The sequence below is a fragment of the Marinococcus sp. LNHM5E3-2.1 genome (genome assembly GCF_056034365.1).
The window spans coordinates 1-26,420 of sequence record NZ_JBQLIB010000009.1 but is presented as its reverse complement, the minus strand read 5'-3'; the positions used below and the strand labels follow the sequence as shown (position 1 = coordinate 26,420).

Annotated in this window: 31 protein-coding genes; 8 read left to right on the top strand and 23 right to left on the bottom strand. The window is 49.5% G+C overall.

What is annotated here, in order from left to right:
• Nucleotides 1–100: 100 nt before the first annotated feature.
• Complete coding sequence (locus ACTRXH_RS11050) at nt 101–1,633, bottom strand: BCCT family transporter (protein WP_474261479.1); 1,533 nt, start codon at nt 1,631–1,633, stop codon at nt 101–103.
• Between the two features lie 397 nt (nt 1,634–2,030).
• Between ACTRXH_RS11050 and ACTRXH_RS11045 the strand changes: the two genes are divergently transcribed.
• Both ACTRXH_RS11045 and ACTRXH_RS11040 read left to right on the top strand, forming a co-directional pair.
• A complete protein-coding gene (locus ACTRXH_RS11045) occupies nt 2,031–3,194 on the top strand; it encodes an acyl-CoA dehydrogenase family protein (protein WP_474261480.1) in 1,164 nt (387 codons plus the stop codon).
• Nucleotides 3,195–3,326: 132 nt separating this feature from the next.
• On the top strand, nt 3,327–4,193 hold the full coding sequence (locus ACTRXH_RS11040; protein WP_474261481.1) for an SDR family oxidoreductase: 867 nt from the start codon (nt 3,327–3,329) through the stop codon (nt 4,191–4,193).
• A gap of 43 nt (nt 4,194–4,236) precedes the next feature.
• On the opposite strand, the gene ACTRXH_RS11035 is transcribed toward ACTRXH_RS11040, so the two are convergent.
• On the bottom strand, nt 4,237–5,301 hold the full coding sequence (locus ACTRXH_RS11035; RefSeq protein ID WP_474261482.1) for a sulfite oxidase: 1,065 nt from the start codon (nt 5,299–5,301) through the stop codon (nt 4,237–4,239).
• A 17-nt stretch (nt 5,302–5,318) separates the two neighbouring features.
• Nucleotides 5,319–6,188: an SMP-30/gluconolactonase/LRE family protein gene (locus ACTRXH_RS11030; protein ID WP_474261483.1), complete on the bottom strand. Its 870-nt coding sequence runs from the start codon at nt 6,186–6,188 to the stop codon at nt 5,319–5,321.
• Nucleotides 6,189–6,324: 136 nt separating this feature from the next.
• Between ACTRXH_RS11030 and ACTRXH_RS11025 the strand changes: the two genes are divergently transcribed.
• Genes ACTRXH_RS11025 through ACTRXH_RS11015 form a run of 3 tightly spaced genes read left to right on the top strand, consistent with a single transcriptional unit; the run spans nt 6,325 to nt 8,356 of the window.
• The gene (locus ACTRXH_RS11025) at nt 6,325–6,765 is read left to right on the top strand and encodes a MarR family winged helix-turn-helix transcriptional regulator (RefSeq protein ID WP_474261484.1); all 441 of its coding nucleotides are present in this window, start codon (nt 6,325–6,327) and stop codon (nt 6,763–6,765) included.
• Nucleotides 6,756–7,721: a ring-cleaving dioxygenase gene (locus ACTRXH_RS11020; RefSeq protein ID WP_474261485.1), complete on the top strand. Its 966-nt coding sequence runs from the start codon at nt 6,756–6,758 to the stop codon at nt 7,719–7,721. Before ACTRXH_RS11025 ends, ACTRXH_RS11020 begins: the two co-directional genes overlap by 10 nt.
• Nucleotides 7,722–7,747: 26 nt before the next feature.
• Nucleotides 7,748–8,356, top strand: a complete 609-nt coding sequence (locus ACTRXH_RS11015; RefSeq protein WP_474261486.1) for an alpha/beta hydrolase — start codon at nt 7,748–7,750, stop codon at nt 8,354–8,356.
• 50 nt (nt 8,357–8,406) lie between these two features.
• On the opposite strand, the gene ACTRXH_RS11010 is transcribed toward ACTRXH_RS11015, so the two are convergent.
• Nucleotides 8,407–8,682 (bottom strand): GNAT family N-acetyltransferase, encoded by a 276-nt coding sequence (locus tag ACTRXH_RS11010; protein WP_022792514.1) that lies wholly within the window; start codon nt 8,680–8,682, stop codon nt 8,407–8,409.
• Nucleotides 8,683–8,859: 177 nt separating this feature from the next.
• Here ACTRXH_RS11010 and rpsN point away from each other — a divergent pair, with 177 nt between their 5' ends.
• On the top strand, nt 8,860–9,129 hold the full coding sequence (gene rpsN / locus ACTRXH_RS11005) for a 30S ribosomal protein S14 (RefSeq protein ID WP_022792513.1): 270 nt from the start codon (nt 8,860–8,862) through the stop codon (nt 9,127–9,129).
• Nucleotides 9,130–9,186: 57 nt separating this feature from the next.
• Here rpsN and ACTRXH_RS11000 read toward each other — a convergent pair whose 3' ends face one another.
• A complete protein-coding gene (locus tag ACTRXH_RS11000) occupies nt 9,187–9,798 on the bottom strand; it encodes a flavodoxin family protein (RefSeq protein WP_474261487.1) in 612 nt (203 codons plus the stop codon).
• Between the two features lie 143 nt (nt 9,799–9,941).
• Here ACTRXH_RS11000 and ACTRXH_RS10995 point away from each other — a divergent pair, with 143 nt between their 5' ends.
• Nucleotides 9,942–10,742 (top strand): SDR family NAD(P)-dependent oxidoreductase, encoded by an 801-nt coding sequence (locus ACTRXH_RS10995; RefSeq protein ID WP_474261488.1) that lies wholly within the window; start codon nt 9,942–9,944, stop codon nt 10,740–10,742.
• A gap of 67 nt (nt 10,743–10,809) precedes the next feature.
• Here the strand turns inward: ACTRXH_RS10995 and qoxD are convergent, their stop codons facing one another.
• The 12 genes from qoxD to ACTRXH_RS10935 form a co-directional block, all read right to left on the bottom strand.
• Nucleotides 10,810–11,175, bottom strand: coding sequence for a cytochrome aa3 quinol oxidase subunit IV (gene qoxD / locus ACTRXH_RS10990; RefSeq protein ID WP_474261489.1), 366 nt, complete (start codon nt 11,173–11,175; stop codon nt 10,810–10,812).
• A complete protein-coding gene (gene qoxC, locus ACTRXH_RS10985) occupies nt 11,176–11,784 on the bottom strand; it encodes a cytochrome aa3 quinol oxidase subunit III (protein WP_474261490.1) in 609 nt (202 codons plus the stop codon).
• A complete protein-coding gene (gene qoxB, locus ACTRXH_RS10980) occupies nt 11,781–13,730 on the bottom strand; it encodes a cytochrome aa3 quinol oxidase subunit I (protein WP_474261491.1) in 1,950 nt (649 codons plus the stop codon). Before qoxB ends, qoxC begins: the two co-directional genes overlap by 4 nt.
• A gap of 42 nt (nt 13,731–13,772) precedes the next feature.
• Nucleotides 13,773–14,711 carry a cytochrome aa3 quinol oxidase subunit II gene (gene qoxA, locus ACTRXH_RS10975; protein ID WP_474261492.1) on the bottom strand — a complete coding sequence of 313 codons (939 nt, stop codon included), beginning with the start codon at nt 14,709–14,711 and terminating at the stop codon, nt 13,773–13,775.
• Nucleotides 14,712–15,083: 372 nt separating this feature from the next.
• Nucleotides 15,084–15,800, bottom strand: a complete 717-nt coding sequence (locus tag ACTRXH_RS10970) for an SAM-dependent methyltransferase (protein ID WP_474261493.1) — start codon at nt 15,798–15,800, stop codon at nt 15,084–15,086.
• A 29-nt stretch (nt 15,801–15,829) separates the two neighbouring features.
• Nucleotides 15,830–16,348 (bottom strand): MogA/MoaB family molybdenum cofactor biosynthesis protein, encoded by a 519-nt coding sequence (locus ACTRXH_RS10965; RefSeq protein WP_474261494.1) that lies wholly within the window; start codon nt 16,346–16,348, stop codon nt 15,830–15,832.
• A 67-nt stretch (nt 16,349–16,415) separates the two neighbouring features.
• Nucleotides 16,416–17,426: a GTP 3',8-cyclase MoaA gene (gene moaA / locus ACTRXH_RS10960; RefSeq protein WP_474261495.1), complete on the bottom strand. Its 1,011-nt coding sequence runs from the start codon at nt 17,424–17,426 to the stop codon at nt 16,416–16,418.
• A gap of 16 nt (nt 17,427–17,442) precedes the next feature.
• Nucleotides 17,443–18,030: a molybdenum cofactor guanylyltransferase gene (locus tag ACTRXH_RS10955; RefSeq protein ID WP_474261496.1), complete on the bottom strand. Its 588-nt coding sequence runs from the start codon at nt 18,028–18,030 to the stop codon at nt 17,443–17,445.
• Nucleotides 18,031–18,034: 4 nt separating this feature from the next.
• Nucleotides 18,035–18,268 (bottom strand): MoaD/ThiS family protein, encoded by a 234-nt coding sequence (locus tag ACTRXH_RS10950; protein ID WP_474261497.1) that lies wholly within the window; start codon nt 18,266–18,268, stop codon nt 18,035–18,037.
• The gene (locus ACTRXH_RS10945; RefSeq protein ID WP_474261498.1) at nt 18,265–18,729 is read right to left on the bottom strand and encodes a molybdenum cofactor biosynthesis protein MoaE; all 465 of its coding nucleotides are present in this window, start codon (nt 18,727–18,729) and stop codon (nt 18,265–18,267) included. The genes ACTRXH_RS10950 and ACTRXH_RS10945 overlap by 4 nt, the downstream gene beginning before the upstream one ends.
• Nucleotides 18,726–19,211, bottom strand: a complete 486-nt coding sequence (gene mobB / locus ACTRXH_RS10940) for a molybdopterin-guanine dinucleotide biosynthesis protein B (RefSeq protein ID WP_474261499.1) — start codon at nt 19,209–19,211, stop codon at nt 18,726–18,728. The genes ACTRXH_RS10945 and mobB overlap by 4 nt, the downstream gene beginning before the upstream one ends.
• Nucleotides 19,208–20,476, bottom strand: coding sequence for a molybdopterin molybdotransferase MoeA (locus ACTRXH_RS10935; RefSeq protein ID WP_474282140.1), 1,269 nt, complete (start codon nt 20,474–20,476; stop codon nt 19,208–19,210). Before ACTRXH_RS10935 ends, mobB begins: the two co-directional genes overlap by 4 nt.
• A gap of 80 nt (nt 20,477–20,556) precedes the next feature.
• Here ACTRXH_RS10935 and moaC point away from each other — a divergent pair, with 80 nt between their 5' ends.
• Complete coding sequence (gene moaC, locus ACTRXH_RS10930) at nt 20,557–21,045, top strand: cyclic pyranopterin monophosphate synthase MoaC (RefSeq protein WP_474261501.1); 489 nt, start codon at nt 20,557–20,559, stop codon at nt 21,043–21,045.
• Between the two features lie 3 nt (nt 21,046–21,048).
• Here the strand turns inward: moaC and modB are convergent, their stop codons facing one another.
• The 6 genes from modB to htpX form a co-directional block, all read right to left on the bottom strand.
• Entirely contained in the window at nt 21,049–21,702 is a 654-nt protein-coding gene (modB, locus tag ACTRXH_RS10925; protein ID WP_474261502.1) for a molybdate ABC transporter permease subunit, read from the bottom strand.
• Between the two features lie 14 nt (nt 21,703–21,716).
• Complete coding sequence (modA, locus tag ACTRXH_RS10920) at nt 21,717–22,490, bottom strand: molybdate ABC transporter substrate-binding protein (protein ID WP_474261503.1); 774 nt, start codon at nt 22,488–22,490, stop codon at nt 21,717–21,719.
• A gap of 37 nt (nt 22,491–22,527) precedes the next feature.
• A complete protein-coding gene (locus ACTRXH_RS10915; RefSeq protein WP_474261504.1) occupies nt 22,528–23,547 on the bottom strand; it encodes a ThiF family adenylyltransferase in 1,020 nt (339 codons plus the stop codon).
• Nucleotides 23,548–23,564: 17 nt separating this feature from the next.
• The gene (rarD, locus tag ACTRXH_RS10910) at nt 23,565–24,551 is read right to left on the bottom strand and encodes an EamA family transporter RarD (RefSeq protein WP_474261505.1); all 987 of its coding nucleotides are present in this window, start codon (nt 24,549–24,551) and stop codon (nt 23,565–23,567) included.
• A 60-nt stretch (nt 24,552–24,611) separates the two neighbouring features.
• Nucleotides 24,612–25,175 carry a copper resistance CopC family protein gene (locus ACTRXH_RS10905; protein WP_474261506.1) on the bottom strand — a complete coding sequence of 188 codons (564 nt, stop codon included), beginning with the start codon at nt 25,173–25,175 and terminating at the stop codon, nt 24,612–24,614.
• 185 nt (nt 25,176–25,360) lie between these two features.
• Nucleotides 25,361–26,260, bottom strand: coding sequence for a protease HtpX (htpX, locus tag ACTRXH_RS10900; RefSeq protein WP_091612608.1), 900 nt, complete (start codon nt 26,258–26,260; stop codon nt 25,361–25,363).
• Between the last annotated feature and the right edge of the window lie 160 nt (nt 26,261–26,420).

The window sequence follows — 26,420 nt, the reverse complement described above, 5'->3', positions numbered from 1 at the left end:
GAAAAGTATATAACAAGGTACTAAGTGCTGGTATTAAACTGTTCCAATTTTTACCAATAAAAAAAGACTCCCCATGAAAATGGGAGTCCTGAACTTTATTTTAAGAAGCTTTGTCCGGTTTGTCCGTATTTTTACTTTTATCCTTCGTTTCAATATCTGTTTCTTCTCTCAGCGCTTTAAACAGCGAGTAGACCATCAGTATCATCACAATAGAAAATGGGAGCGCTGATATGATCATGACGTTCTGCAAAGCATCTATTCCTCCGGAATAAAGCAGAACGGCCGCTGTAGCCGAGAGCATAATTCCCCAGATAAACTTTACGACTGCGGACGGATTTAATGCCCCGTTCGATGTCTGCATACCAAGCACAAACGTTGCAGAATCGGCAGACGTAATAAAGAAAGAAATAATCAAAAGGAGTGTAATAACAGACAACACCGTGCTAAGCGCGTAATTATCAAATACGCCAAAGATGGCTTCCTCGGCAGCCAGGGAGGAAATGTCTGCGAGACCAGTGCTCTGGACGTTTAATGTAGCACCGCCAAACAGGGAGAACCAGATAAAGCTGACAATCGACGGAACCAGAATAACGCCAATGGTAAATTCCTTCAATGTCCGCCCTCTCGATACACGGGCAATAAATATACCCACAAATGGCGACCACGAGATCCACCAGGCCCAGTAGAAGATGGTCCACGCATTAATCCATTCCCTCGCGCTGTCGGACGTCGGAGCGATCCGGAAGCTCATGCTCGGAAGCGACTGCAGATACGTGCCGATCGTATTTGTGAACAAATTCATGGAAAATAACGTCGGGCCGACAAAAATCATTAAAATAAACAGAATGACCGTTAAGTATATGTTCGCATTACTCAGGAACTTGATTCCTTTATTTAAACCGGTATACGCTGACACCAGGAACAGCACGGTAATAACAATAATAACAATCAGCTGCACCGTATAATTGTTCGGGGTATCAAACAAATACGCCATACCGCCGGACACCTGCGCTGCTCCGATACCAAGGGTAGTTGCAATACCTGATACCGTTGCAACCAATGCAATAATGTCCACTACTTTTCCGCCGATGCCTTTTTCGTTCATAATCGGGCTGAGCATGGCGCTTACCATGCCCGGGGCGCCGCGCCGGAACGTAAAATACGCAAAACAGATAGCCGTAATACCGTAAATCGCCCACGGGTGTATCCCCCAGTGCAGGAACATGTAACGCATGGAATCAACAAGCGCCTGGTCCGTTCCGACCTCTGCTTCCGGGGCGTTCGTGGCATAGTGCGATACTGTTTCCGCCCCGCTCCAGAATACAAGCCCTACGCCCATGCCGGCGCTGAACAGCATGGCAAACCAGGTGGGATAGCTGTATTCCGGCCGGTCCTCAGGTCTTCCGAGACGGATATTTCCATACCTGCTGAAAATAAAGTAAATACACAAAAGCACAAACGCCGATACAATTAAAAGATAATACCACCCAAAACGGTTTGATACGAATGTCTGCACTGCGGAAGTGGCATTAAAAAACGATTCCGGGACTGCAACTCCGACAACCGCCATAATAAGTAGTATTACCAGGGCTCCGTAAAAAACAAAGCCTACTCTTGGTTTTTGATTGTCCACGATGGGGACCCCTTCCTGTTTATGTATGCTGAAATTTATGGAACTTTTGCATTATGCAGAATCAAACGAAAAATAACAAATACACTAATTTCATAGAATTTACCGTAATTCGCGGTATTTTGTGATTACGTGAGATAACCTCATTATATAATCATATCACCGTCTATATCGCGAATTAACTGTTTTTTCCGGAAAAATAATGAAAGGACGGTAGGTTTTCTTACGCTATTTTTCTTTCTTTAAGCCTTACACCACCGCAAACACGCTTCATTATCCTTTATTTTCCTAATGCAAGCTGTTTTTTTGCTTCCACAGAGGGAATATGATTTCATATATATGCGTATAAAAATCCGACAACCTTATTCAAATAAAATTCCATCATTTTGGAGGCAGCAGTATGATTATGACCATCTTTTCCACAAAAGCCGAGCGGCTGCAGCAGCTCGAAGAAACGGTACGGGGATTCGCAGAACGGACAGAGGAGCATGACCAGAACGGCACCTTTCCAGTCGAAAATATCGATGCACTAAAAAGTATTGGCTATCCGGCCTTAACGGCCCCGGCTGCTTTTGGCGGCATTGATGCCGGCCTGCTTGAACTCGTGGAAGCCCAGGAGCTTATCGCCCGCTACGACGGATCCACCTCGCTTGCTATTGGCTGGCACGTCGGGATCGTTAAAAATTTAAACGAAACACGGCCGTGGGAGGAGCATTTGTACAGCCATGTCATGAACAACGTCGTTGCAAACGGAGCCGTCCTGAACAATATCGCGACCGAAGCTGCGACCGGCAGTCCAACCCGCGGCGGCACGCCGGGCACTATCGCTGAGCTTCAACACAGCGAATGGGTGCTGAACGGACGGAAAACCTTCGCCACCATGTCGCCCGTGCTTGATTACTATATCGTAACGGCCCATATTGCGGAAGAAGATGCTACAGCCTACTTTGTTGTGCCAAAGGAAGCTGCAGGAATATCTATTGTCGACACGTGGGATTCAATTGCCATGCGCGCGACCGGCAGTCATGATGTTGTGCTTGAAAACGTCCGGGTGCCAGAAAACCATCTGGCCCAATATATCGTTCCCGGCAATAAACCGGCTGCCGGATGGCTTCTGCACATTCCTGCCTGTTACCTGGGAATTGCACAGGCCGCAGCTGATGAAGCTGCCCGTTTTGCTGCTTCCTACTCTCCGAACAGCATTAATGGAACGATCTCGGAGCTGCCGAACGTGCGGGAAAAACTCGGCCGGATGGAGCTCAAACTTCTGCAAAGCAGGCATTTCCTCCATTCTGTTGCGCTAAAATGGGATGAATCCAGCACCGAAACGAGACAGCAGATGAAAGGCGAATTAGGCGCAGCCAAAACGAGCATTGTAAACGAAGCCGTCGAAGTAGTTGACCTTGCCATGCGGGTTGCCGGGGCCAGAAGTCTTTCCGCTTCCAGCCCGCTGCAGCGTCACTACCGTGATATCCGCGCTGGACTTCACAATCCTCCTATGGACGATATGGTCATTGACCAGCTCGCCGGCCGGCTTCTGGGTTATCAGCCTCCTTCGTCCTAAGAAACCGCACGCAGCGGTTTCTTTTTTTATGCCGTTTCCTGCACCCCATTTCTATTATACGTTTGTAATATGCATCCTGATGGTATAAATAAAAATGTACGCATGATTTCAATATGAGAAAGGATGTTGCACATGGATCCTAGAGATATGCAGAACGGAAGCACCCCGAGACAGCGCCAGGACAAACAGCCGGGTATTGAATCGAAGATGGAGCCGCTCCCGGCTCATCCCACTGATTACCAGGGCACCGGGAAACTCAAAGGAAAAGCCGCGCTTATCACCGGCGGCGACAGCGGTATCGGACGCTCTGTAGCCCTTCTTTATGCCAAAGAGGGAGCCAATGTCGCCATTTCCTACCTTGACGAACACGACGATGCTGAAGAAACGAAACGCATGGTTGAAGCAGAAGGAGGCAGGTGCCTGCTGCTTCCCGGAGATATTAAAGAGGAGTCCCATTGTATCGATCTCGTGAAACAAACGGCGGAGGAGTTTGGCGGATTAAACATTCTCGTCAATAACGCAGCGATCCAGCACGTCCACGAAAACGTCGAGGATATCCCGTCTGATGAATTTGAGGATGTGTTCCGCACCAACTTTTTCTCCCAGTTTTATTTAACAAAAGCAGCAATGGATTATTTATCAGAAGGCGACTCGATCATTTCCACCTCTTCAATCAACGCCTTCCGCGGCAATCCAATTCTTATGGATTACTCCGCGACAAAAGGAGCGATCACTGCCTTTATGCGAAGCATCGCCCAGAGCCTCGCTTCGAAAGGCATCCGGGTGAACAGTGTTGCTCCGGGACCTGTATGGACACCACTTATTCCTTCTTCATTTAATGAAGACGGGGTGGAGGATTTCGGACAGGACACACTGATGAACCGTCCCGGCCAGCCATCAGAACACGCATGGCCATATGTGATGCTTGCTTCTGACGAAGCCTCCTACATGACCGGCCAGACGATTCATATTAACGGAGGCGCCTACACGTCTTCTTAATGCATAAAAAGGCTTCGAATCCACTGAGGATTCGAAGCCTTTTTTACTTTAGCTTGACCTGAATTGTTTCAACCGCATTATAGCCGTATCCCTTCTGATTCCAAAAGGCCTGCATTGGCTGCTGGCGGCCGCTGGCATCACAGGCTCTCGCCATTAATGTATATTCTCCGGCCGCAGCATCCTTCCACTCACAGAACCATTTCGTCCATGTGTACGGCGCGCTGCTTTGAGGCTCAAGCTGTGCCTCCACCCATGTCTGGCCGCCGTCCGTACTTACTTCGACCAGCTCGATGGCAGCCTCGCCCGACCAGGCAATGCCTTCTATTTCGTGCGTTCCTTCTTTTTTAATTTCCATATCGGCAGGAGACTGGATAATGCTATTTACATTCATGGTTGTCACCGGAAAAGCGTCCTTCCGGCTGTTTTTGTGAGGATAATAAACATAATCAATCGCCTGAAAGGGCCCTTCAAACGTTTCTTTACTCACCGTGACGCGCTCAATCCATTTCATGGAAGCCATCGCGTACCATCCCGGCACGATTAATCGAAGCGGAGCTCCGTGTTTAAAAGAGAGTGGCTGGCCATTGTATTCGTAGGCGATGATAGTATCCGGGTCCATCGCTTTTTCCACCGGCAGGCTCCGGGTGTAGGTGTAGACATCCTTTTTGTCAGGACGTTCTCCCGCGTCTCCTGCAGCAGTGATAACTTCCACGGCTGCTTCCTTATCCCAACCGGCTTTCCCAAGCAGGGTTTTCAGCGGCACTCCCCTCCATTTCCCCTGACTGATGGCTCCTTTTCCCCATGGCTCACCGAAGGTTTTGGGCTCAAATAAACTTCTTTTGTTCCCTGCACATTCAAGCACTGTTTCTACTGTCCGTGATGGGAGCGCCTGAATATCCTCGAGCGAAATAAACCCCGGGCTGTCCACGAGCCCGTCAATTGTAAAACCCGTCGCCGGCTCCTGCGGGTACGAAAAGTGATTGCGCCGGTAGAACAACGAAGAATGCACGTGTTCGTTTCCGACAAATGGAATCGGTGTCTCCTGATTTTCCGGCTCAAGGCTTAACGTTTTTAGATACAACTCTTCCGGAGCTTTTTTTGAACACATATTCTCTCCCTTCTTTTTCAGCCGCCAAACGAGTAGGTTGGCATGCCCGGCACCTCGGTACGGATATGAAACAGTCCACCTGCATGTGGTTCTTCGCGAAGCTCCTCTTCAGAAAGCTCCCCTCTCGCTGTTGTAATGTACAGATCCTTTAAATCTTCGCCGCCAAATACACAGGAGGTCGTTCTCTGGGCCGGCACGGTCACTGTTTCCAGACGTTCACTCGTCTGTGGATTCCAGCGTTCAACTTTTCCGAGGCGATGCAGTGCAATCCAAAGCATGCCTTCCTGATCTATGCACATCCCGTCCGGGGAGCCTTCCTGAAACGTAATCGCTGTCCGTTTGCCCGTGATTTCCCCCGTAGCAGCATTCAAGTCATATGCCATGACTTTTTTGGTCGGTGTGTCGATGTAATACATCATGCTTCCATCTTCCGTCCATGCCAGTCCGTTTGAAATAGTGACGCTGTCAAAAATCGTATCGAGGCTCATATCTTTATTCAGGCGGTATAAAGCAGCTTCCCCTGTGCCGCGTCCGACCGCCATCGTTCCAGCCCAGAAGCGTCCGGATGGGTCACATTTACCGTCATTAAACCGGTTGCCCGGCTTGTCTGCTTCCGGATCTATAATTGCTTCCTTCTCCCCGGAAACGAGATCGTAGGAATAGAAGCCATCCCTAAGGGCAAGCATCATTCCCCCTTTTTCTCTCGGCACCGCAGCACATACGTGCTGATCGAGCTTACGTTCATAGTGCCGTCCTGAAGCAGGATGATATTCCATCAATTTAAACCCATCAATATCAACCCAGTATAAAACGCCGCGCCCGGCGTCCCAGCTCGGGCCTTCCCCAAGCTCTGCTTTCTGATCTATTACAAGTGCTGCTTCTCTCATCCTGTTTTCCTCCTCTTCATTATTCTAATGTTCTTCTTCCCCGTCCTTTCTATGTTTAATGCCGCTAAAAGCAACTTTCTTTACTTTTCATCAGTTTAAAGTTAAACTGACAGCAGTTATAAAGGAGTCAATGCTTATGAATAAAACCAGACTGGGCCTGCTGCTGTGGTTTCGGCTCGCACGTGTATATGAGCAGAACCTCAGCCGCTCAGCCGCTCATTTAAAGCAGGCGGGGCTCAGCCCGCCGCAGTTCGATATCCTTGCGCAGGTGCACGCCCATCAGCCGATTACCCAAAAGGAGCTCGCGGGTAAGCTGTTTGTTACGAAAGGAAGTGTCACCTATCTTTTGAAAAAGCTCGAGAAAGAAGGACTTGTCACGCGCAGACAGACCTGGAAAGAAAAACATATTTCCCTGACCCCGCAAGGACTTGCCGCCCTTGAAGCAGTTGCTCCGGGGCAGGAAGATTTTCAGGCCGCCCAGTTTGACGGTCTGACAGATGCAGAAAAACGGGAACTGCTGCGGCTGCTCCGCAAACTGCAGAAAACAACAAGGGAGGAGAAATCATCATGCAGCTGAAAGGTATTCACCACGTCTCTTCATTAACAGCAAACGCCCGCCGTAATGTCGATTTCTATACGAACGTTCTCGGCTTGCGGCTCGTCAAAAAAACGGTCAATCAGGACGACACGTCTGTCTACCATTTATTCTACGGGGACGAACGGGGTAATCCCGGCACTGAAGTTACTTTTTTTGAAATCCCAATGGCCGCCTCCAACAAGCGCGGCACCAACAGTATTACGAATGTCTCTCTCCGTGTGCCCGGGGACCGCGCACTCGAATACTGGAAACAGCGGTTTGAAGAGCACTCTGTACAGCACGGTGATATTCAGAAGCAGGCGGGACGGCTCGTCCTGCCATTCGAAGACCCCGAGGGCCACCGGATGCAGTTCGTGTCTGATGAGCACGATCAGGGCGTGGAACCCGGCATTCCGTGGGAGCATTCAAATGCCTCCCGCGCAAACGGAGCCACCGGTCTCGGTCCGGTCCGTTTAACCGTTAAAACAGCTGAACCGACGGCCGCGGTGCTGAAGGATATAATGGGTTTTTCCGAAATTCAATCCTATCCTCACCCAGATGATACCGATCTGCCGGACATTCGTGTCTTTGAAACAGGAAAAGGAGGGTCCGGTGCCGAAATTCATATAGAAACCCGCAGCGACCTGTCTGCCGAGCGTCAGGGGCGGGGTGCTGTGCACCATGTAGCTTTCCGGGTGGAGAATGCAGACGAACTGCAGCAGTGGATTGAACGTATTAAAAACGCCCGGCTTCCGAACTCCGGATTCGTGGAACGCTATTATTTCCAATCGCTGTACTTCCGCGAACCAAACGGCATTCTTTTTGAACTGGCTACCGACGGTCCGGGATTTGAAGGGGATGAATCGTTTGAACACCTGGGAGAGAGCCTTGCCCTGCCGCCTTTTCTTGAACCCAGGCGTTCAGAAATCGAAGCACGTTTAAAGCCGATTGATTAAGTAATCAGGGACGGAGGAGAGGTTTGATGAAGCACATATTTCAACCAGGCAGCAGCACTGCCCCGACTATTTTAATCCTGCACGGCACCGGGGGCACCGAAAAGGATTTCCTCGAAGCAGGGCGGCTGATTGATCCGGAAGCCAACATCTTAAGTGTCCGCGGCAACGTGGTCGAAGACGGCATACACCGCTATTTCGCCAGGCTTGCCGACGGCTCGATTGACGAAAAAGACCTGATTTTCCGTACCCAGCAGCTTCATCAATTCCTCGAGGAAAGCGCCGGCCGCTATCATTTTAATCTTCATACAATTATCGTGTTCGGTTATTCCAACGGAGCTACCATGGGAGCGAGCCTGCTTTTTCATTATGCGCGCTCAGTCACCCGGGCTTTTCTCCACCACCCGATGGTGCCACGACGGGATGTGCCTCTTCCCTCCCTTTCCGGCAGCAGCATTTTTATCGGCGCCGCTACAAATGATCCCATCTGTCTCCCGGAGGAGGCTGAAACCCTTTATCACCTATTTGAAGAAGCAGGGGCTTCAGTAGAACTCTACTGGGGGCATGAAGGCCACCAGATTACCACAGAAGAAATAGAGGCCGGTGCCACGTGGTATCAACGCGTCATACAGGAATAAACAAGGCAGCATAAAAAAACTGCCTCCCGTTCAGGGAAGCAGTGCTGCTGTTACTGCGTTTCAAGCACCTGCTTGAAATCGTCGTTTTCTTTGATTTTTTCTTCCGCATAAGGGCAGCGGGGAACGATCGTTTTGTTTTCCGCTTTTGCTTTTTCCACCACATTGCGGACCAATTCTTTTCCTACGCCTTTTCCTTGCTCTTCATCGATTACTTTGGTACTATCGATGACAATGCTTTGTTCACCTTCTTCAAAAAATGAAATGTCACCAATAACCTTGCCATCCTGCTCGGCAGTAAATCTGTTATCATAATGTTTTATTTCCATGAAAAGAAACTCCCTTCGTTTAAACGTTGTTACTAAATAATTCATTACCGTTTCCGGCGGATCATAAACATCGGAAACAATAACAAGAAGCCTTTACACATATCGAGGCAGCTGTTATGATGAAGTATGTGCTTAAAAATATGAATGCCACGAATATTATGAAAAGGAGTGAGAACCTTGGCTAAACAATCTAAACTCGCAAAAGAGCGTAAGCGCGAAGAAACGGTAGCGAAATACGCTGAACTCCGCCGTGAGTTAAAAGAAAAAGGCGATTATGAGGCACTGCAGAAGCTTCCTCGTGACGCTTCTCCAACACGCCTTCACAATAGATGTTCGATTTCCGGTCGTCCACACGGCTATATGCGTAAATTCGGCATGTCCCGTATCGCTTTCCGCGATCTGGCCCACAAAGGTCAGGTACCAGGCGTTAAAAAAGCAAGCTGGTAAGCCGTTCTTACTAAAAAAAGCAGCCGATTGGCTGCTTTTTTTGTGTCTTTTTATTCGTTACGTGTTGCCTTTGGTTGGAATAGGATTTTCTTTTAAAATTGTGCCCACATGCAGCATATTGTACGCCAGTTTAGGAATGTGCTTTTGAACGAATTCGCTTTTAATGCCCTCTGCTTCAATAAACGAAGGCCCCGGTCCGGCTTCACCGACCCAGTAGCAGTTTGGACGCGGCGGAAGCGTAAAGCCTAAATGGGACAAGCCGAAGACAATAGACTGAATGGCGTGTTTGGCACCGTCTTCGTTCCCTGTGGCTACTACTCCGGCAACCTTGTCGTAATAGATTCCCTGCCCTTTTTCGTTTGTATGGCTGGCTGATCCATTCAGCCGTTCTATCGCTTTTGTAATCATACTGCTTTTTTCCCCGAGCCATACCGGTGTCCCAAGCAGCACCAGTTCCGCTTCCTCAATCTTCGCCTGAATAGACGGCCAGTCGTCTCCTTCTCCTAGATCATCTGCGACTCCGTAAGGGATATTGTAGTCCGCCAGACGGATTTTCTCCACCTGCACCCCTTCCTCTTCCCAAATCTGCATGACTTCATCTGCCAGTGCGTCTGTGTTCGACGTATGAGAAGAATCCTTTAACGATCCGTTTAAAAACACTGCTTTCATCGTTTCACCTCTTTTTATAGTTGATGCTTCCTTATGTACCCCGAAGTTTCCTTATATAATCTTCCATTACCCCGGCTTTCGTTTGCTTCCTCCCCCCTGCGGGTAAATACAGGCAGAATACTTTATACATGGAGGAATACATAATGATGCCATTTGCCGAAAACGCACTGCAAAATGAACACGCCCTTGTGACCGGAAGTACACGGGGCATTGGAAGAGAAACAGCCATTACGCTTGCCCGCATGGGAGCTGATGTTACAGTTACCGGCCGAAACAAAGAAAAACTGGAAGAGACCAAACAGCTGATCCTCGATGCACAGCCGCAGGCCCGTGTATTTGTCTATCCTGCAGATATCACTGATGCTTCGGCTCGCAGTGATCTGGTAAAAGCAGCTGAAGGTGCACATGGGTCGTTGAGCCTCCTGGTAAATTCAGCAGGCGTACTAAAACGTAAATTTGTTGATGAGCTCGAGGAATCGGATCTGCAAGAAATGATGGACGTAAACTATACCTCCACCGTTCTTTTAACCCAGCTTGTGTACAAACGCATGCAGGAGCAGAAGAAGGGTGCGATTGTGAACGTTTCTTCTCTTTCCGGTTTACGCGGGACTCCGGGTAACAGCGCGTATTCTGCTTCAAAGTTTGCGATCACCGGCTTCACCCAGTCCCTTGCGCTTGAAGCTATTGAACATGGTATCCGGGTTAACGCGGTTTGCCCTGGCTATGTGCAGACAGAAATGGTGGAGCAGCTCATGCAGACAAAGGCTGAAGAAACCGGCAAAAGCCTCGAAGAACAAATGCAGGCGTCCGCTGACAGTCTTCCGTCCGGGCGGATGACCCAGCCGGATGAGGTCGCCAATACTATCGCCTACCTGTTAACAGACGCTGCCTCCAACATTGTTGGAGAAGCCGTAAAAATTTCCGGCGGAAGCGTCGTACACTAAATCTTTTCGTATCATTCTTCAAACACAAAAAAGCCTGTCCCACACTTTCGGGACAGGCTTTTTCTATTTAATGCTCTGAATGTTCTTCTCCTCCAGAACCGCCGCCGGAGCCGCCGTTCATATCCATATCGTGCATGCCAAAGGACATTACCCAGATGGAGCCTGCGATAACTACCGCTGCGATGAAAAACCCAAATAGGATGTTTCCATACTGCGGTACTGGGTTTTTCTCCGCAATGTGCATGAACATGACAAGCTGAAGCACGGCCTGGATAACTGCGAGTATCATAATGATTGCAATAATCCATGGCACTGGAAGTCCGGACATCACAGTTGTGTAAGCAGCAACGAGCGTCAAAACAATAGAGGCGATAAAGCCAATAATGTGTTTGACGGGGATGCCTGACTCACTGTGTTCTGTGTGTTCACTCATTTAAACCACCATCCCTATCAGGTAGACGGCTGTAAAGATGAAAATCCATACAACGTCCAAAAAGTGCCAGTACAGGCCGATGACAAATGTTTTTCTTGCCGTCGTCGGCGTTAAGCCAATACGAACCAGCTGAATAATAATCGCTGTACACCAAAAGACACCAAGCGTTACGTGAAGTCCGTGCGTACCGGTGAGCGTAAAGAACGCTGACCAGAATGCACTTGATTGAATCGTTGCACCTTCGTGAACGTAGTGTACGAACTCATAAATTTCAAAGCCAAGGAAGCCAAGACCTAAAGCCAACGTGATGCTAAGCCATATAAGAAGACCCTTTAAGGATTCTTTTCTCATCATATGAATCGCTATCCCACACGTAAAACTACTTGTTAAAAGCAGAAACGTCATGGCAAGAGCCATTGGCATTTCAAACAATTCCGGTGCCGGAGTAGCGTCGCCATAGCGGCCGAACAAAACGGCGTAGGTGGCGAAGAGCGTGGAGAAGAGTACCACCTCGGCTGCAAGAAAGATCCAGAAGCCAAGAATGGTAAGCGTTCCTTCTTCTTTTCGGTACTCAAGAGGCCCGGTTTTTAATTCCGCGTGTTCACTCATTCTTTACGCCCCCTTGCCTGCTCCTCAGTACGTTTAATTTCATCAATAGGGACGTGATACCCTTCATCATAGTCGAAGGAGCGAATAACCATGCAGATAATAATTCCGATGAGTCCCGGAATTGCAAGCCAGAACCAGTGCCAGACAAGACCGAAGCTTGCTACAAACATAATAGCTGACATGATGATTGGCATTCCCTTGTAGCTCGGCATGTGAATCGGCTCGAGCTTGGATTCATCGTACGTTGTAGCACCTGTTTCTTTCATATCCCAGTACGCTTCGTGGCTGTTCACGTATGGAACTGTTGCAAAGTTGTAGTGCGGTACAGGCGTTGTTGTGGCCCATTCGAGCGAACGCCCGTCCCAGGCGTCCCCTGTTTTTTCCCGTGGTTCGTAACGAAAGCTGTAATAAATGTTGAACGTAAAGATAACAAACCCTGCTGCGAGAATAAAGGCACCGGTAGTAGACAGCAGGTTAAGCGGCATCCATTCCGGTTCAATCGTATACGTCCGGCGCGGCATTCCCATAAGACCGAGGAAAAACTGCGGCAAAAACGTAATATTAAAGCCGATGACGGTCAGCCAGAAGCTGACTTTCCCGATCTTTTCGTTCATCTTATGACCAAACATTTTCGGGTACCAGTACGTAAGACCTGCGAACATTCCAAACAATGTACCAGCGATCAGCACATAGTGGAAGTGGGCAATCAGGAAGTACGTATTGTGGTACTGGTAGTCAGCGGAAGCCATACCGAGCATAACCCCGGTAACCCCGCCGATGGTAAAGTTCGGTATAAAGGCAAGCGCCCACAGCATCGGAACATTAAACCTGATCCGTCCTTTATACATCGTCCCAAGCCAGTTAAATATCTTAATCCCGGTAGGAACGGCAATCAGCATGGTCGTAATGGAGAATAGTGAGTTAACTCCTGCCCCGGCCCCCATCGTAAAGAAGTGGTGGACCCAAACGACGAAACTCAATCCGGCAATAACAACCATGGCGTAAACCATCGCTTTGTAACCAAACAACTGCTTTCTGGCAAAAGTTGAAATAACTTCAGAGAAAACACCGAATGCAGGAAGAATAACGATATATACTTCCGGGTGTCCCCAGAGCCAGAAAAGGTTCGCCCACATCATCGGCATACCTTCACCGGCTAAGGTAAAGAAGTGGGTGCCAAAAATGCGGTCCATCGTCATCAGAGCCAGCGCAATTGTTAAAATTGGAAAGGCGAAAATAATGATAATGGATGTAATAAGTGCCGACCATGTGAAGATAGGCATTTTCATCAGCGTCATGCCCGGCGCACGCATCCGCAGGATCGTGACAAGGAAGTTAATCCCCGTGGCAAGCGTACCGATACCGGACAGCTGCAGTGCTAATAAATAGTAGTTTTGGTTAATTTCCGGACTAAGCTCCGGCCCTGCCATCGGAACATAGCTGGTCCACCCGGCGCTTGGAGAACCGCCGATAACGAAAGATACGTTAAACAGCATGGCGCCGAAGAAAAAGGTCCAAAAGCTGAATGCGTTTAAAAATGGAAAGGCTACGTCCCGGGCCCCTATTTGGAGGGGAACCGCAACGTTCATCAAACCGATAATAAACGGCATCGCCATAAAAAGAATCATAACTGTTCCGTGCGTTGTAAAGATTTCATTATAGTGCACAGAATTTAAAAAGTTCATTCCCGGGAGCGCGAGCTGCGTCCTCATCATTAAGGCATCGACACCGCCGCGGAACAGCATGGCCAACGCAGCAATGATATACATAATACCGATTTTCTTATGGTCCACCGTCGTTAAGTATTCGTCCCACAGCCATTTCCATAGCTTGAAATACGTCAGAACAAACACAATACCCACCGTAACGAGGACAATGGAGGCCATCGCCCCGTAAATTAACGGCTCTCCGGTGACAAGAAAATCATTCCATATAAAATCCCACAAAGGATGTCACCTGCTTTCTATATTTATCATACTAAGCTTATTTTATTCTTCTTCCCACGGGCCGTCTTCACCGCCGTAAAGGGATACGTCTTCACCAAGGTCTCCGCTGTAGAGATCCGTAATATAACTTCTGCCGTCGTTTTGGCCAAAGTCAACGTACTCCAGGTGCGTGCTCGAGTATTCAGCCTCATCTGCAAGACCCGGCTGTAAATATTCGTTAAACCGTTCCTCCGTTAGTTCAGGAGCGTTATCTTGAATATCACTCACCCACTGATCGAACTCTTCTTCGCTTTCAGAAGTAACGGTAAACGTATGCTCTGCAAAGCCGGATCCGTTGTAGTTTGCATTACGGCCTGCAAATTCGCCTTGTTCATCTGCCTGCAGATACAGCGTATTCTGCATGCCGGCCATGTTGTATTTCTGACCGCCAAGCGCAGGTATCCAGAGTGCTGTCATAGAGTCAGCACCGGACAGTTTAAATTCGATTGGACGATTTTCCGGTATGTGTAAGTAGTTAACCGTCTCAATGTCCTGCTCAGGATAACTGAAATACCATTTCCAGTTTGATGTATCGGCATGTATTACCAACGGTTCCTGGTCATTGCTTTCTTCAGGAGGTTCTTCCAGAGCATACAATGAGGTCACTGTAGGTACCGAAAGAGCTGCTACAATAATAAATGGAATAACCGTCCAGACAATCTCGAGCGTGGTGTTTCCGTGCTGGTGAGGGTCATAGTCCTTGTCTGTCCAGTTCGGGCGTTCCCTAAACCGGATAATCATGTAGAAAAATAGCACAAAAACAACAATGACAATGACGGACATCAGTGTAATAGAAAAAATGATGAGTTCCTGCTGGGTTCTGGCCACCGGACCTTTAGGATCCAAAACTGTAATACCGCTGCAGCCGCTGGCGACGAGCAGCAAAGCAAACAACCCTGGTACCATAAACAGTCGTTTAAACCAGGAAACTAAGTTTTTCAAGCGCTTCACGCTCCTTCCTTTTTATTACCGACTTCTGTGATGAATAACCCCTCTCTCCATCAGCCACGGTTCATTCCGTTCATATGCAGAGCGCACCATTATCGTAGCAAATTTTTATGCCTCTCGTCATTTTTTCTCCGGCAAAATTTCAAAATTGACGATTTTTAAACACAAATATGTCATAAAACGTTCACTTCTATGCGCCTGTTGCTTAGAACCTTTATCATCGTATCCTAACGACTGCCAATTTTCAACCTGCGAAAGGCGGTTTTAGGACAAAATTACCGCCTGCGCATACGTTTACACCTTATTTTTATTCCATATAAGCCTGGGCACCGGGTGCCTTTTCTGTATATTAGAAAGAACGAGCCATCAGGCCCGTTCCTTTACCGCTTCAAGCAGCAGCATATTTGAATTAATAAGCACTTTCCGTTCTTCCCGGTACGTCGAAAACGACTGCGCTTGGCTCTCAAGCTTATACACCGTCCAGCCTTCGTACCGATCAGAAAGCTTTTGAATAATATCTTCGGTATCGAAATTCACTTCCATTTTTGCCGGAAGCTCCTCGTTCGTCTCCGCGTCTGTTTCATGAATCCCGGTGTTCATTAAAAATGCATGCACTCCGCCCTCAGCTGTGCCCTTCTGAAGTTTATCGATTAAATTCCAGAAGGTTTTTTCATCAGGTACGTGTTCGATGCTTGAAACTGCTATAATGCCGTCAAAATACGCCTCTTCTGGAGCATATTCTTCTATTTCCTGCTTCACCGGTTTAACTTCCTGTTCGACGCCGTATTCTTTGGCGTACTCCGTTAGCTGGGTGATGGCTTCGTCTAAAAAGTCCACGCACGTAACCTCACACCCCTGCTCCTGAAACTGTCTCGCGGCCGGTATGCTGTTACGGCCAATGCCGCACCCGAGGTCGAGCAGCCGGACGTCTTTTCCTTTTCGAATTCGGCCCAGGGCGTTAATAATACGGGAAGCTGGTTTTTTCATCCAGGTGCCTTCTTCAAATAAGTCATGCTGCTTGTAGTACTGACGGTGATATTCTTTTTCCGATGCCCTGATTTCCTCTAAACTTGGTTCTTTCACACAAGCACCTCTCTTGTTTTTCTATTTTTTTACAAATCGCGCTGTTTTACAGCCTCCCAAACCACGTGAGGCAGTTCAGGAATAATCAGTTTTTCCATCGCAAGCTTTACAGCACCGGAAGACCCGGGCATCGTAAATACCGGCTTGTGATCGATAATGCCGGCGGCAGCTCTCGATAAAATCGCCGAAGACCCGATGTCTTCCACGTAACTCAGGTAGCGGAACAGCTCCCCAAACCCAACAATTGCTTTATCAAATCTGGGCTCTACCGTTTCGATGGTAATATCCCGGTCCGCAATCCCGGTCCCGCCGTTAATCAGCACCGCTTCCGCCTCCGGGTGGACAAGCGCTTCGTTCAAACAATTGGTGATGGATGCCTGTTCGTCTGTCACTATTGAATAAAAACAAACCTCGTGGCCGTGGGATTCGAGCAGCTCATGAATACGTCTGCCGCTTTTATCCGTTTCTTCAGTCCGCGTATCACTTACGGTAATAACAGCGCATTGAATCTTTTTCTCTGCCTGCTCTTTATGTTCTTCTGTTGCCATAGAAGTCCCCTCCTTTATTTTTTTCTTAAAAAAAGAAGCCTTTTTCAGGCTTCCTCTTTTCTTCCTATTATCCCCCAATATAGGACATTTCAATCCGCTTACGGTTGCGTGCCGTTTCTTCGGTCCGCTCTTCCGAGTAACGGTCGGTCCGTCTGCCCCATATGCCGGCAATATTATTAAAGATCGTATCATCTGAATCCTCAGAACGAAGCTGATTCCGTAAATCGTACCCTTCGGTGGCAAACAGACACGTAAACAGCTTTCCGTCTGCCGAAATCCGCGCCCTTGTGCACGTAGAGCAGAACGATTCCGTAACAGACGAAATAACGCCGACTTCACCGCTGCCATCCTTATAACGGTAACGGTCAGCCACTTCACCGTAATACCCCGGATCCACGGGTTCAATCGGAAACGTCTGGTGAATCGTGTCGATAATATCTTTTTTCGTCACCACCGACCCAAAGTTCCAGCCATTGGTGCTGCCCACATCCATAAACTCGATAAAGCGCAGGTTGACGCCGCGCTGTTTAAAATACATAGCCATTGGAAGAATCTGTTCTTCATTCATCCCTTTTTTGACTACAGTATTCACCTTTACAGTAAGGCCTGCTTTTTTCGCTGCTTCAATGCCTTTCAACACAGGCTTCGAGCCGGTTTTTCTGCCGTTAATACTCGCAAACACTTCATCATCGAGGGCATCGAGACTGATGTTCACCCGCTGCAGCCCGGCGGCCTTCAATTTTTCAGCCTGGGCGGGCAGCATTACACCGTTTGTAGTTAAAGCGATATCTTTAATGCCTTCGATTTCCGTCAAACGGCGGATCAGTTCGGGCATGTTTTTACGAAGCAGCGGCTCTCCTCCGGTTAAACGGAGCTTCTCGACACCAAGACCCGCAAACAGGCGCGACACCCGGACGATTTCATCGAAGGAAAGCCGTTCATCCTGACCCATAAATTCAAAATCCGGGCCGAAAATTTCTGCCGGCATGCAGTAGGTGCACCGGAAGTTGCATTGGTCGATCACGGAAATACGCAGGTCACGAAGGGGACGGTTTAACTGGTCAGTTACATTGGTCATCGTATTCCCCCTCTCTCTATTTTACCTTTCTGTTTAACTCTTCAAGCTGCCGGACAGTATTAATATTTTCAAATGCCTCAGGGCGCCAGTACGTCTGATTGACGTCTACGACTCTTTCCCTGCCGCTGAATACATTTTTCATCCGGTAATCCCCGGCTTCGAGCTGGGCTCCTGCTATTGAAAGCAGATCCGCGTGGAACCATCCACAAGCGGGGGCCAGCCTTCCCCCAACCTCCGGGATAACCGCCTCTGTTTCCGGCGTAATATAAGAGGCCAGAAAACGCACCTCTTCCGCAGTGATAAGCGGCATGTCCACCGGAAGCATAAATACCCAATCTTCCTCTGTATAGGAAAGGCCGGTGAAAAGTCCGGCCAGCGGTCCCTTCTCTTTATGAGGCGGAAGATCTTCCCTGACCCTCACCCGCTCTCCGGCTTTAATTCTTCCGGCAAACGACGGATGAGAAATCAGCCAGATGGTTTTCACTTCAGTCTGAAGAGCCTCGACGGCCCGTTCATAAAAATACCTTTCTTTCCAGACAGCAAAGGCCTTCGGGGAACCAAACCGCTCCGACATGCCTCCGGTTAAAATAATTCCATCTGCCACAGTGTTACCCTCCGCTGACCGGCGGGATCAGGGCTACCGTGTCCCCCTGGCCGACCGGCGTGCTTCCTTCGGCAAATTCTTCATTTACAGCGGTCATAATGCCGCTGATATCAGCATCATACGCTGCTCTTAAATGATCAAGTACATCTTCAACAGTAGCTATACCGCCACTGTTAATGGTGAGCTTCTCGCCGCCAAAAATATCTTTCATGTGGGCAAAGCATAACACATTAATCACTCATTTCCACCTCCCGGGGCTCCGTCTGGATACCGCGTTTGTTCAAGCTGGTCTCCCACCCACTGTTCGCCGTCTTCCCAGTGTTCTTTTTTCCATATTGGCACAATTTGTTTAATGCGCTCAATAATATACTCATTCGCTTCGTAAGCGTCTTTCCGGTGAGGCGTCGAAACGGCAATCACAACTGCCGCGTCCGAGATCTGCAGTTCACCGGTGCGGTGTCCCACGGCTGCCTCAGCATCCGGCCAGCGTTCCTTCACTTCCCGGCCGATCGCCTCGAGCTGTTTTTCCGCCATCGAATGATACGCTTCATATTCCAGGTAGACTGTCCGCCGACCTTTGGTGAATTCCCGGACCGTGCCGATAAACTGCACCACAGCTCCTGCTTCCGGACGCGTCACTTCAGCAGCAAGCTCTTCCACAGACAGCGGTTCTGATGTAACAAAAAATCGTTTCTTCATAGTATACTCCTCATATATTGTTCAAACCATTCATCTGTTTTTTCCGTCTCCTGAAAATGATTTACTTCTTCTCCAGGACCAAACGCTGTTTGAATATTTTCAAGACTTTCAAGGGATATTTTATCTTCTGTGCTCCGGAGCAGAAGGACTTTTGGATGCGGTGCTTTTTTGTATCCTTCTATAAGAATAACATCAAGCGGGAGCTGTTGATAAATATTCAGCAGGGTGGAAAGGTCCGGCTCCACCATATCTGCGAGAAACTGAAAGACTCCGGCGCCTTCCACACCGGAAACCACAGCGCCGGCCTCCTTCAGCTCCAGGCTGTCGGCCCCCTCCGGCTGAAGCGGCACGCTCTGGTGGCCGTGATGCTTTAATATGCCAACCCTCCAGCCGTTTACCCTGGCAAGCGCCGTCCAGCGTTTAAGCAGGGTCGTTTTCCCGCTTTCTTTAAATCCCGTTACCTGCAGTACCGGGGTGGTCATGAGAGCGGCTCTTTCTGGCCTTCATTATCTTCAAGCAGCATGACGTCGACCACGTCCCCCTGCTGGTATCCGCGGCTTCCCCCGGGCAGAACGATACACGCATTGGCACCAGCCAGGGAGGTGACCGCACTCGACTTATTAAAGCCTCCCGGCTCTGCAAATAAACGGTCGCCTTCTGCACGGCAGCTGCCACGGACAAAACGGGTGAACGGGTTCGGCTTGGAGAAATCCGCCGCGAGCTCTGCCTTCACCATTGTATGGTGCGGATGCGCAGAATGCATGACGGCCTGAATTACCGGCCGCACAAAAAGCTCAAAGCCCATATAGCAGGCGGACGGATTTCCTGAAAGGCCAAACAGCAGCGTGCCTTCCCAGCTGGCGACGGTTGTTACGCTGCCGGGACGCATCGCTACTTTGTTAAAGAACACGTCTGCGCCAAGCCGTTCGTAAACGTCCGGGAGCAGATCGTAGTCCCCAACCGACACCCCTCCAGTCGTAATGACCATGTCTGTCTCCTCTGCCGCCTGGCGCACCGCCTCGTAGCAGGGATCCAGTTCATCCTTCAGCTTGCCGTAGTATACAGGCTCCGCCCCGGCACGCTGCAGCTGGGCAATCATCATATAGGCGTTGCTGTTTCGTATTTTGCCCGGCTCCAGATCATCAGAGACGTCAAGCAACTCCGTCCCTGTCGCAAACACACCGACGACCGGCTTTTTAGCCACCTTCACCGTGGCGTAGCCAAATGTCGCAAGGAGGGCCGTGACGCCGGGATCAATCCATGTGCCCGCCGGAACGAGCTCGGCACCAGCCTCCGTATCTTCCCCTTCAAAGGAGATGTTTTGATGCTCTTCAAATTCGCGCTTAATCGTCATAAGCGGGTACGTTCCATCATGATCCTCCTGGACAAGCTCGAGCATTACGACGGCATCGCACTGCTCCGGAATTTTTGCCCCGGTCATGATGCGTACTGCCTGAAACGGCCCGAGTTCTTTTTGTGACACAAAACCAGCGCCGATTTCCTCCACTACCTGAAAGGTGACCGGCTGCTCCCGGGAGGCCCCGCGGGAGTCCGCCGAACGGATCGCAAACCCGTCATAGGGAGAACGGTCAAACGGCGGCACCGGATGAGCGGCTGTGATCGCCTCCGCCAGCCGACGGCCGTAGGATTCCTGGATGGAGACCTCCTCCACGCCACCTTCTTCGACATTCTCCATTACTCGTTCAATTGCTTCTTTTACAGGGACAGGCGTACGTTTTTCAACCATATCGATGCTCCTTTATCATATTTGAATGTATGTATCCGTGCTATAATCGGTCAATACTGTATCCAGGAGGGACATGTACCATGTCAGAATTCACGCATTTTAACGAACAGGGCCGGGCCAGAATGGTGGACGTATCCGATAAACCGGTGACGAGCAGAAGTGCCCTGGCAGGTTCAAGCATCCGTGTTCCAGAAGAGGTCTACCATGCCATAACGCAGGGGGATATTAAAAAAGGGGATGTGCTCGCCGTCGCCCAAATCGCAGGAATCACCGGCGCCAAACAGACATCCACCCTCATACCAATGTGCCATCCGCTCCCGTTAAGTAACGTAGACATCAGCTTTTACTGGGAAACAGAAGAAACGTATGAACTATTTATTGAAGCTTTTGTTAAAACGAAGGGAAGCACCGGTGTGGAAATGGAAGCGTTGACCGCAGCATCCGCCGCTGCTTTAACCGTGTATGATATGTGCAAAGCGCTCGATAAAGGAATGGTCATCGGACCGACATACCTGCTTGAAAAAACCGGGGGCAAAAGCGGTGACTATCACCGGGAAACAGGCGATTAATATTTAACGTTCCCGGTTTAAAAGGTAAGTTAAACCGAGCAGCAGGAAGGAAATAAATATACTGATGCCGACGTACGTATACGCAAGGTTCATTTGATTCGACTCAATGGCCACGTAGATGGCCGTCGGCATTGTTTGTGTAACGCCGGGAATATTCCCGGCAAACATCAGCGTAGCCCCGAATTCTCCCAGAGCTCTCGTAAAACTGAGAACAAATCCTGTCATAAGCGCTCTTCCGGCGAGAGGAACAGCGATATTTGTAAACACGCGCCACTCTCCTGCCCCGTCAACTCTTGCAGCGGATTCAATATTGGGGTCAATTGAACCGTAGCCGGTTTTTGCCGACTGAAACATTAAAGGAAACGCCACGACCGCAGCGGCAACAACAGCGGCGACCGGCGTGAAAATAATCGAATTTTGAAATACTTGTTCATACACGCTGCCAATCCAGCTGCTCGTTCCAAAGACGACGATAAGTAAAAAGCCGGTCACCGAAGGAGGCAGCACGAGCGGAAGCATCAGGAACGTTTCTGCTGCCAGCTTCCCCCGGAAATTTCTGACGGCAAAAACTCTCCCGAGCATCGCCCCGACAATGAAAACAAGGACAGCTGCGATGCTTGCTGTCAGCAGAGATAACTGTATCGGAAACCAAAACATCAGGCACGCTCCTTTTATTCCGGGTCTGAAAAGCCGTACGAACGCAAAATATCCTGGGCTTCACTGCTTTGCAGGTATTCCATAAATTCCCGGCTTTCTTCTTCGTTCCCGCTTCCTGCCACAGCCCCGCCGTAATAGTGAATGGGGGAGTACAGGGAAGGATCAATTTCTTCAAGCACCCGTACGTCAGCTTCGCGCGCGTCTGAAGCATATACAAAGCCGACCGCTGCATTGCCTCTTTCGACAAGAGTTAACGCGTGCCGCACATCTTTAGCAAAAACCACCCGCTCCTGCACGCGCTCCCATTCCTTCATGGAAGTAAGTGCTTCCCGGGTATATCTTCCGGCGGGTGCTGCCTCCGGCGTTGCCACCGCTATCCGGCCGCTTCCATTGAGCACGCTCTGAAGCTTTTCTTCCGCACTGTCTTCAGGCACCACCGCCACCAGCTTATTTTCTGCAAAGGCAGGATCCCCTGTATCCACCATTATATTTTCCTCTTCAAGATCGTTATAGTGTGAAGCGGAGGCTGACAAAAAGACATCCGCCGGACCGCCCCGCTCAATCTGCTGCTTCAGTGTGCCGGAGCCGCCGTAGTTAAACGCCAGGGAAATATCCGGATGCTCGTTGGCGAAGCTTTTCTGCACCTCAGTAAGAGCATCCTGCAGACTGGCTGCCGCTGAAACCGTCAGCTCGGGCTGCTCTTCGTTCTGTTCTGCCTGCGGACCGCCGCTGCAGGCCTGCAGGAGAACAGCCCCGGCCCCTGCCGCTACGAAGGGTTTCCAGTTCATGTTGTCCTTCATCTCCCTTCGATGGATTGGTTTCAGGTTATCCGAGCAGCTGTGCATACCACCGCTTGGCTTCCTGGACGTCGCTCGTGCCGTGGATGAGCGCCCGCCCGTCCTGAAATAAAACGATACGCCGCGTTTCAGTCTGCACCGACAACAGATAAGGATTTTTGCGCACGCTCCAGTTCCTGCTTTCCCAATCGCGCTCCAGCCGTTCGAAGTTCAGCTGTTTGCTTTCCCCCGGGCGGATCTGCACTGTATCCCTGCCGCACAGTACGCTCGTTTTATTTGAATGTTCATATGTTAACGCCGGATATTCCGCTTCTTCACCACATGAGAGGCATCCAGGATCCTTACTGCTCTGCAGGCCGATGGAAAACTGCTGCTGGTTCCAAAGATCAAAATAGTCCAGAGTCACCGGGAGACTTTCTCCGTCACCGACCAGTATTTTTAAGGCTGCGGCCGTCTGCTTTGCCGCTACTGACTGCACAGCCGGAGCGATTACTCCTACTGTGTCGCACGTCTGCCCCTGCGAAGGGATCTTTTTCCATACGCAGCGAAAGCAGGGGCGCTCTCCCGGAAGAAACGGGTGCACCATGCCGATACTTCCCACACAGGCTCCGTAAATCCAGGGCTTACGGTATTTTCTCGCCGCATCGTTAATCAGCAGACGGGTATCAAAATTGTCCGTCCCGTCAACGATAAGATCTGTCTCTGCAGCCTTTGCTTCGATCCACGTAAAATCGACATCCACCACTTCACCTTGCACATGAACCCCGGAGTTAATCTCACGCAGCCTTTTTTCTGCCGCGGCTGCTTTAGGCATCTGCTCTGCGGCATCCTTTTCCGTATACAGCTGCTGGCGCTGCAGATTGCTGTACTCCACGTAATCACGGTCTGCGATCGTCACTGTACCAACGCCGGCACGCACAAGCATCTCCGCTGCCGAAGCCCCGAGCGCTCCTGCACCGACAATCGTCACAGAGCTTTCGTTTAATTTTTTCTGGCCCGCTTCACCAATCGGCGAAAACAGCTGCTGTCTCGAATATCGCTCATCCATGCTTTCTCTCCTTTTCTTCAACTATTTATAGCTGCTTCTGTTTTCTTTCTCTGCATATGAATACGTGTCCGCGAAACGGTAAACAGCGTAAGCCCCGCCCAGACAATTAAAAAGGCTGTGAACTGCTGGAAGGAAAAAGGCTCCCTAAATAAAAAAACACCCAGCACCAGCATAATCGTCGGCGCAATATACTGCAGAAAGCCAAGCAGGGAATAGCTGATCTTCCGCGCCCCCGAGGCGAACAGCAGCAATGGAACAGCCGTAGCTGCCCCCGCCCCGAAGAGCAGTGTCCACGTGCCTGAATCATAGGTGGAAGCCGTTTCGCCCGAAAAGAACATTAAAAAAATCAGGGCAAATGGAGCTGCCAGAAACGATTCCAGCGTCAAACCTGCCCATGCGCCGAGTGCTACAGTTTTTTTAATAATACCATAGCACCCAAAGGATAATGCCAGGATAATCGAAGCCCACGGAAACTGCCCGTAGGAAATCGTCAGCACGAATACGCCGATAAACGCGAGCACTACCGCAGCTATTTCCATACGTGCCAGCCGTTCTTTTAAAAATACCGTCGCCAGAGCTACGTTCACAAGCGGGTTAATATAGTAGCCAAGGCTCGCCTGGATCACATGGTCTCCGTTCACTGCAAAAATAAAAGTAAACCAGTTGATCGTAATCAATAAAGCGGCACCGGTGATCGCCGCCGTCGTTTTCACGGAATGAAAAGCATGCGTTATTTCATTCCATACTCCTTTGTAGCGCCCGATCAGCACAATAAGTACAGCCATGAATAAAAACGACCAGATCACCCGGTGGGCGAGCACATCGATCGCCGGGACCTCGTTAAAAAGCTTCCAGTAAAGCGGAAGAAATCCCCAAAGTACATAAGCTGCCACTCCTGCTGCAATGCCTGTCTGCTGCTCTCTCATCTGCATCTCCGTCCTCTCTCCCCGTCTATTATAGCGGACAATGGTCCCCCACTGCCAAACAAGAACGGCTGAAGCCATTGGAATTTTTCCACACACAAACAAAAAAACAGCTTCGAAGGGTCTCGAAGCTGTCCACTGTTACTTTTTACGCTCTCTGTTTTTCCATAAAATGATCGTAAACGCGGAAACGACTGTCAGGCCAAGCGCTCCCATAAACACCATGCCGGGAATATTCGCGCCTGCTTCTTCTGCTTCCCGCTCTTCTTCCTGTTCTGCTTCTGTAAGAGCACTTTCGCCTGTCCGTTCTTCCAGGTTATCCTGTCTTTCTTCGAGGGAAGTGTTGCTGTTAATACTGAAATTAATGCCCTGCTGTTCAGACTCCCCTTCCGCATCAGTTACGGTGTAATTTAATATATAGTTTCCATTTTCCAGAATGCTCTCGATCTCTGCGGAGACTGTCATTCCGTCTTCGCTGATCACTGGTTCTTCTATATCAATTTCATCGCCGGTTTCTACAAGCAGATACATATCTTCTACACGGTCAATCTCTGTATCAAAGTTGAGTTCCACCCGCTCGGGTACTTCCAACAAAGAATCTCCATTTTCCGGACTCGAGGATTCCAGTACGGGCGCTGCAACCGCCTGGTAAGGGGAGGCAATGAAAAATAAAACCGCGAGAAGACCAAAAATTCGATATTTCATAGGACTTCTCCTTTCAATAATAGATCACTCTACTCTTTATATCATGATATAAAGCCAAATTCGAACCATATCATTTACGTTTTTGTGTCAATTTTATATTTCCCGGGAAATATCCATCTCTCTATCCTTCCACCTGGTACAAAAAACCCGGACGCGGCAGGCGCATCCGGGGAAGGTGCTTATATTCAGCTTTGTTCTAAACGGCGGATCCGGTCTTCAAGCGGCGGGTGCGACGAAAAGAGCATCGCAGCTGCCGACGGCTTATTGTTGATTTTCAGCGTCTGCATGGATGACTGTTCCGTATCCACCCGGTCCACATAATTTTGCAGTGAGCGGAGAGCATGGGCCATCTTGTCTTTACCGGCAAGATCTGCCCCGCCGCGGTCGGCGTGATACTCACGGTAGCGGGAGTAGGCAGCCACAACAATACTTCCGAGAATCGAAAAGAGGATCTGAAATACAATAATCGCCAGAAAGTGAATAATCGGGCGCATATTTTCGTTTACGAACCTCGATACCGCAAAGGCGACGACCCGTGCCAGGAACACCACGAACGTGTTCACGATTCCCTGCAGCAGGGTCATAGTGATCATATCGCCATTTGCCACGTGGGCAACCTCATGGGCAATAACGCCTTCAACAGCATCATCATCCATCGATTGAAGCAGACCAGTTGAAACGGAAACAAGCGATCTCTTTTTGGTAGGCCCTGTCGCAAAAGCGTTCACTTCAGCGGACTGGTAAATCCCAACCTCCGGCATATGGGTAAGCCCTGCGCGCCGGCAGAGACGGTGTACTTTTTCAACGACCATTTTTTCAGCCTGGCTTCCCGGATTATCCGGGTCAATTACTTTGACGTTCATCGCTTTTTTCGCTATGAATCTCGACATAGCCAGTGAAATAAATGCTCCGGCAAAGCCGATAACGGCACTGATAATCAACAGCGGCACCAGATTCAGCGTACCGGCACCATAGTCATAAGCACCCAGGTTAACACCAAACAAACTTAGTATTGAAAACACGATGACAATTGTTAACAACACCATCATGTTCGTTAACAGAAACAGCATGATTCTTTTACCCATGGCTTTCTCTCCTTTTTTTACTCTTCATTTTCTTTTACACGAGTATTTATACGCAGGTGTACCCCGGAAGGTTTCATCCTTATTTCAGACTGTCGACAATGGCTCTAATTTTAGAGTTTGTCGGCAGTTTTTTTGTGCTATGATAAAAAGAAATAGCCTG

What these genes read in the sequence shown, in the direction of transcription:
- ACTRXH_RS11045 (WP_474261480.1), top strand. Translation starts at nt 2,031, where the DNA reads ATGATTATGACCATCTTTTCCACAAAAGCCGAGCGGCTGCAGCAGCTC.
- ACTRXH_RS11040 (WP_474261481.1), top strand. Translation starts at nt 3,327, where the DNA reads ATGGATCCTAGAGATATGCAGAACGGAAGCACCCCGAGACAGCGCCAG.
- ACTRXH_RS11035 (WP_474261482.1), bottom strand. Translation starts at nt 5,301, where the DNA reads ATGTGTTCAAAAAAAGCTCCGGAAGAGTTGTATCTAAAAACGTTAAGC.
- ACTRXH_RS11030 (WP_474261483.1), bottom strand. Translation starts at nt 6,188, where the DNA reads ATGAGAGAAGCAGCACTTGTAATAGATCAGAAAGCAGAGCTTGGGGAA.
- ACTRXH_RS11025 (WP_474261484.1), top strand. Translation starts at nt 6,325, where the DNA reads ATGAATAAAACCAGACTGGGCCTGCTGCTGTGGTTTCGGCTCGCACGT.
- ACTRXH_RS11020 (WP_474261485.1), top strand. Translation starts at nt 6,756, where the DNA reads ATGCAGCTGAAAGGTATTCACCACGTCTCTTCATTAACAGCAAACGCC.
- ACTRXH_RS11015 (WP_474261486.1), top strand. Translation starts at nt 7,748, where the DNA reads ATGAAGCACATATTTCAACCAGGCAGCAGCACTGCCCCGACTATTTTA.
- ACTRXH_RS11010 (WP_022792514.1), bottom strand. Translation starts at nt 8,682, where the DNA reads ATGGAAATAAAACATTATGATAACAGATTTACTGCCGAGCAGGATGGC.
- ACTRXH_RS11000 (WP_474261487.1), bottom strand. Translation starts at nt 9,798, where the DNA reads ATGAAAGCAGTGTTTTTAAACGGATCGTTAAAGGATTCTTCTCATACG.
- ACTRXH_RS10995 (WP_474261488.1), top strand. Translation starts at nt 9,942, where the DNA reads ATGATGCCATTTGCCGAAAACGCACTGCAAAATGAACACGCCCTTGTG.
- qoxD (WP_474261489.1), bottom strand. Translation starts at nt 11,175, where the DNA reads ATGAGTGAACACACAGAACACAGTGAGTCAGGCATCCCCGTCAAACAC.
- qoxC (WP_474261490.1), bottom strand. Translation starts at nt 11,784, where the DNA reads ATGAGTGAACACGCGGAATTAAAAACCGGGCCTCTTGAGTACCGAAAA.
- ACTRXH_RS10965 (WP_474261494.1), bottom strand. Translation starts at nt 16,348, where the DNA reads ATGGCAACAGAAGAACATAAAGAGCAGGCAGAGAAAAAGATTCAATGC.
- moaA (WP_474261495.1), bottom strand. Translation starts at nt 17,426, where the DNA reads ATGACCAATGTAACTGACCAGTTAAACCGTCCCCTTCGTGACCTGCGT.
- ACTRXH_RS10945 (WP_474261498.1), bottom strand. Translation starts at nt 18,729, where the DNA reads ATGAAGAAACGATTTTTTGTTACATCAGAACCGCTGTCTGTGGAAGAG.
- mobB (WP_474261499.1), bottom strand. Translation starts at nt 19,211, where the DNA reads ATGACCACCCCGGTACTGCAGGTAACGGGATTTAAAGAAAGCGGGAAA.
- ACTRXH_RS10935 (WP_474282140.1), bottom strand. Translation starts at nt 20,476, where the DNA reads ATGGTTGAAAAACGTACGCCTGTCCCTGTAAAAGAAGCAATTGAACGA.
- moaC (WP_474261501.1), top strand. Translation starts at nt 20,557, where the DNA reads ATGTCAGAATTCACGCATTTTAACGAACAGGGCCGGGCCAGAATGGTG.
- modB (WP_474261502.1), bottom strand. Translation starts at nt 21,702, where the DNA reads ATGTTTTGGTTTCCGATACAGTTATCTCTGCTGACAGCAAGCATCGCA.
- modA (WP_474261503.1), bottom strand. Translation starts at nt 22,490, where the DNA reads ATGAACTGGAAACCCTTCGTAGCGGCAGGGGCCGGGGCTGTTCTCCTG.
- ACTRXH_RS10915 (WP_474261504.1), bottom strand. Translation starts at nt 23,547, where the DNA reads ATGGATGAGCGATATTCGAGACAGCAGCTGTTTTCGCCGATTGGTGAA.
- rarD (WP_474261505.1), bottom strand. Translation starts at nt 24,551, where the DNA reads ATGGCTTCAGCCGTTCTTGTTTGGCAGTGGGGGACCATTGTCCGCTAT.
- ACTRXH_RS10905 (WP_474261506.1), bottom strand. Translation starts at nt 25,175, where the DNA reads ATGAAATATCGAATTTTTGGTCTTCTCGCGGTTTTATTTTTCATTGCC.
- htpX (WP_091612608.1), bottom strand. Translation starts at nt 26,260, where the DNA reads ATGGGTAAAAGAATCATGCTGTTTCTGTTAACGAACATGATGGTGTTG.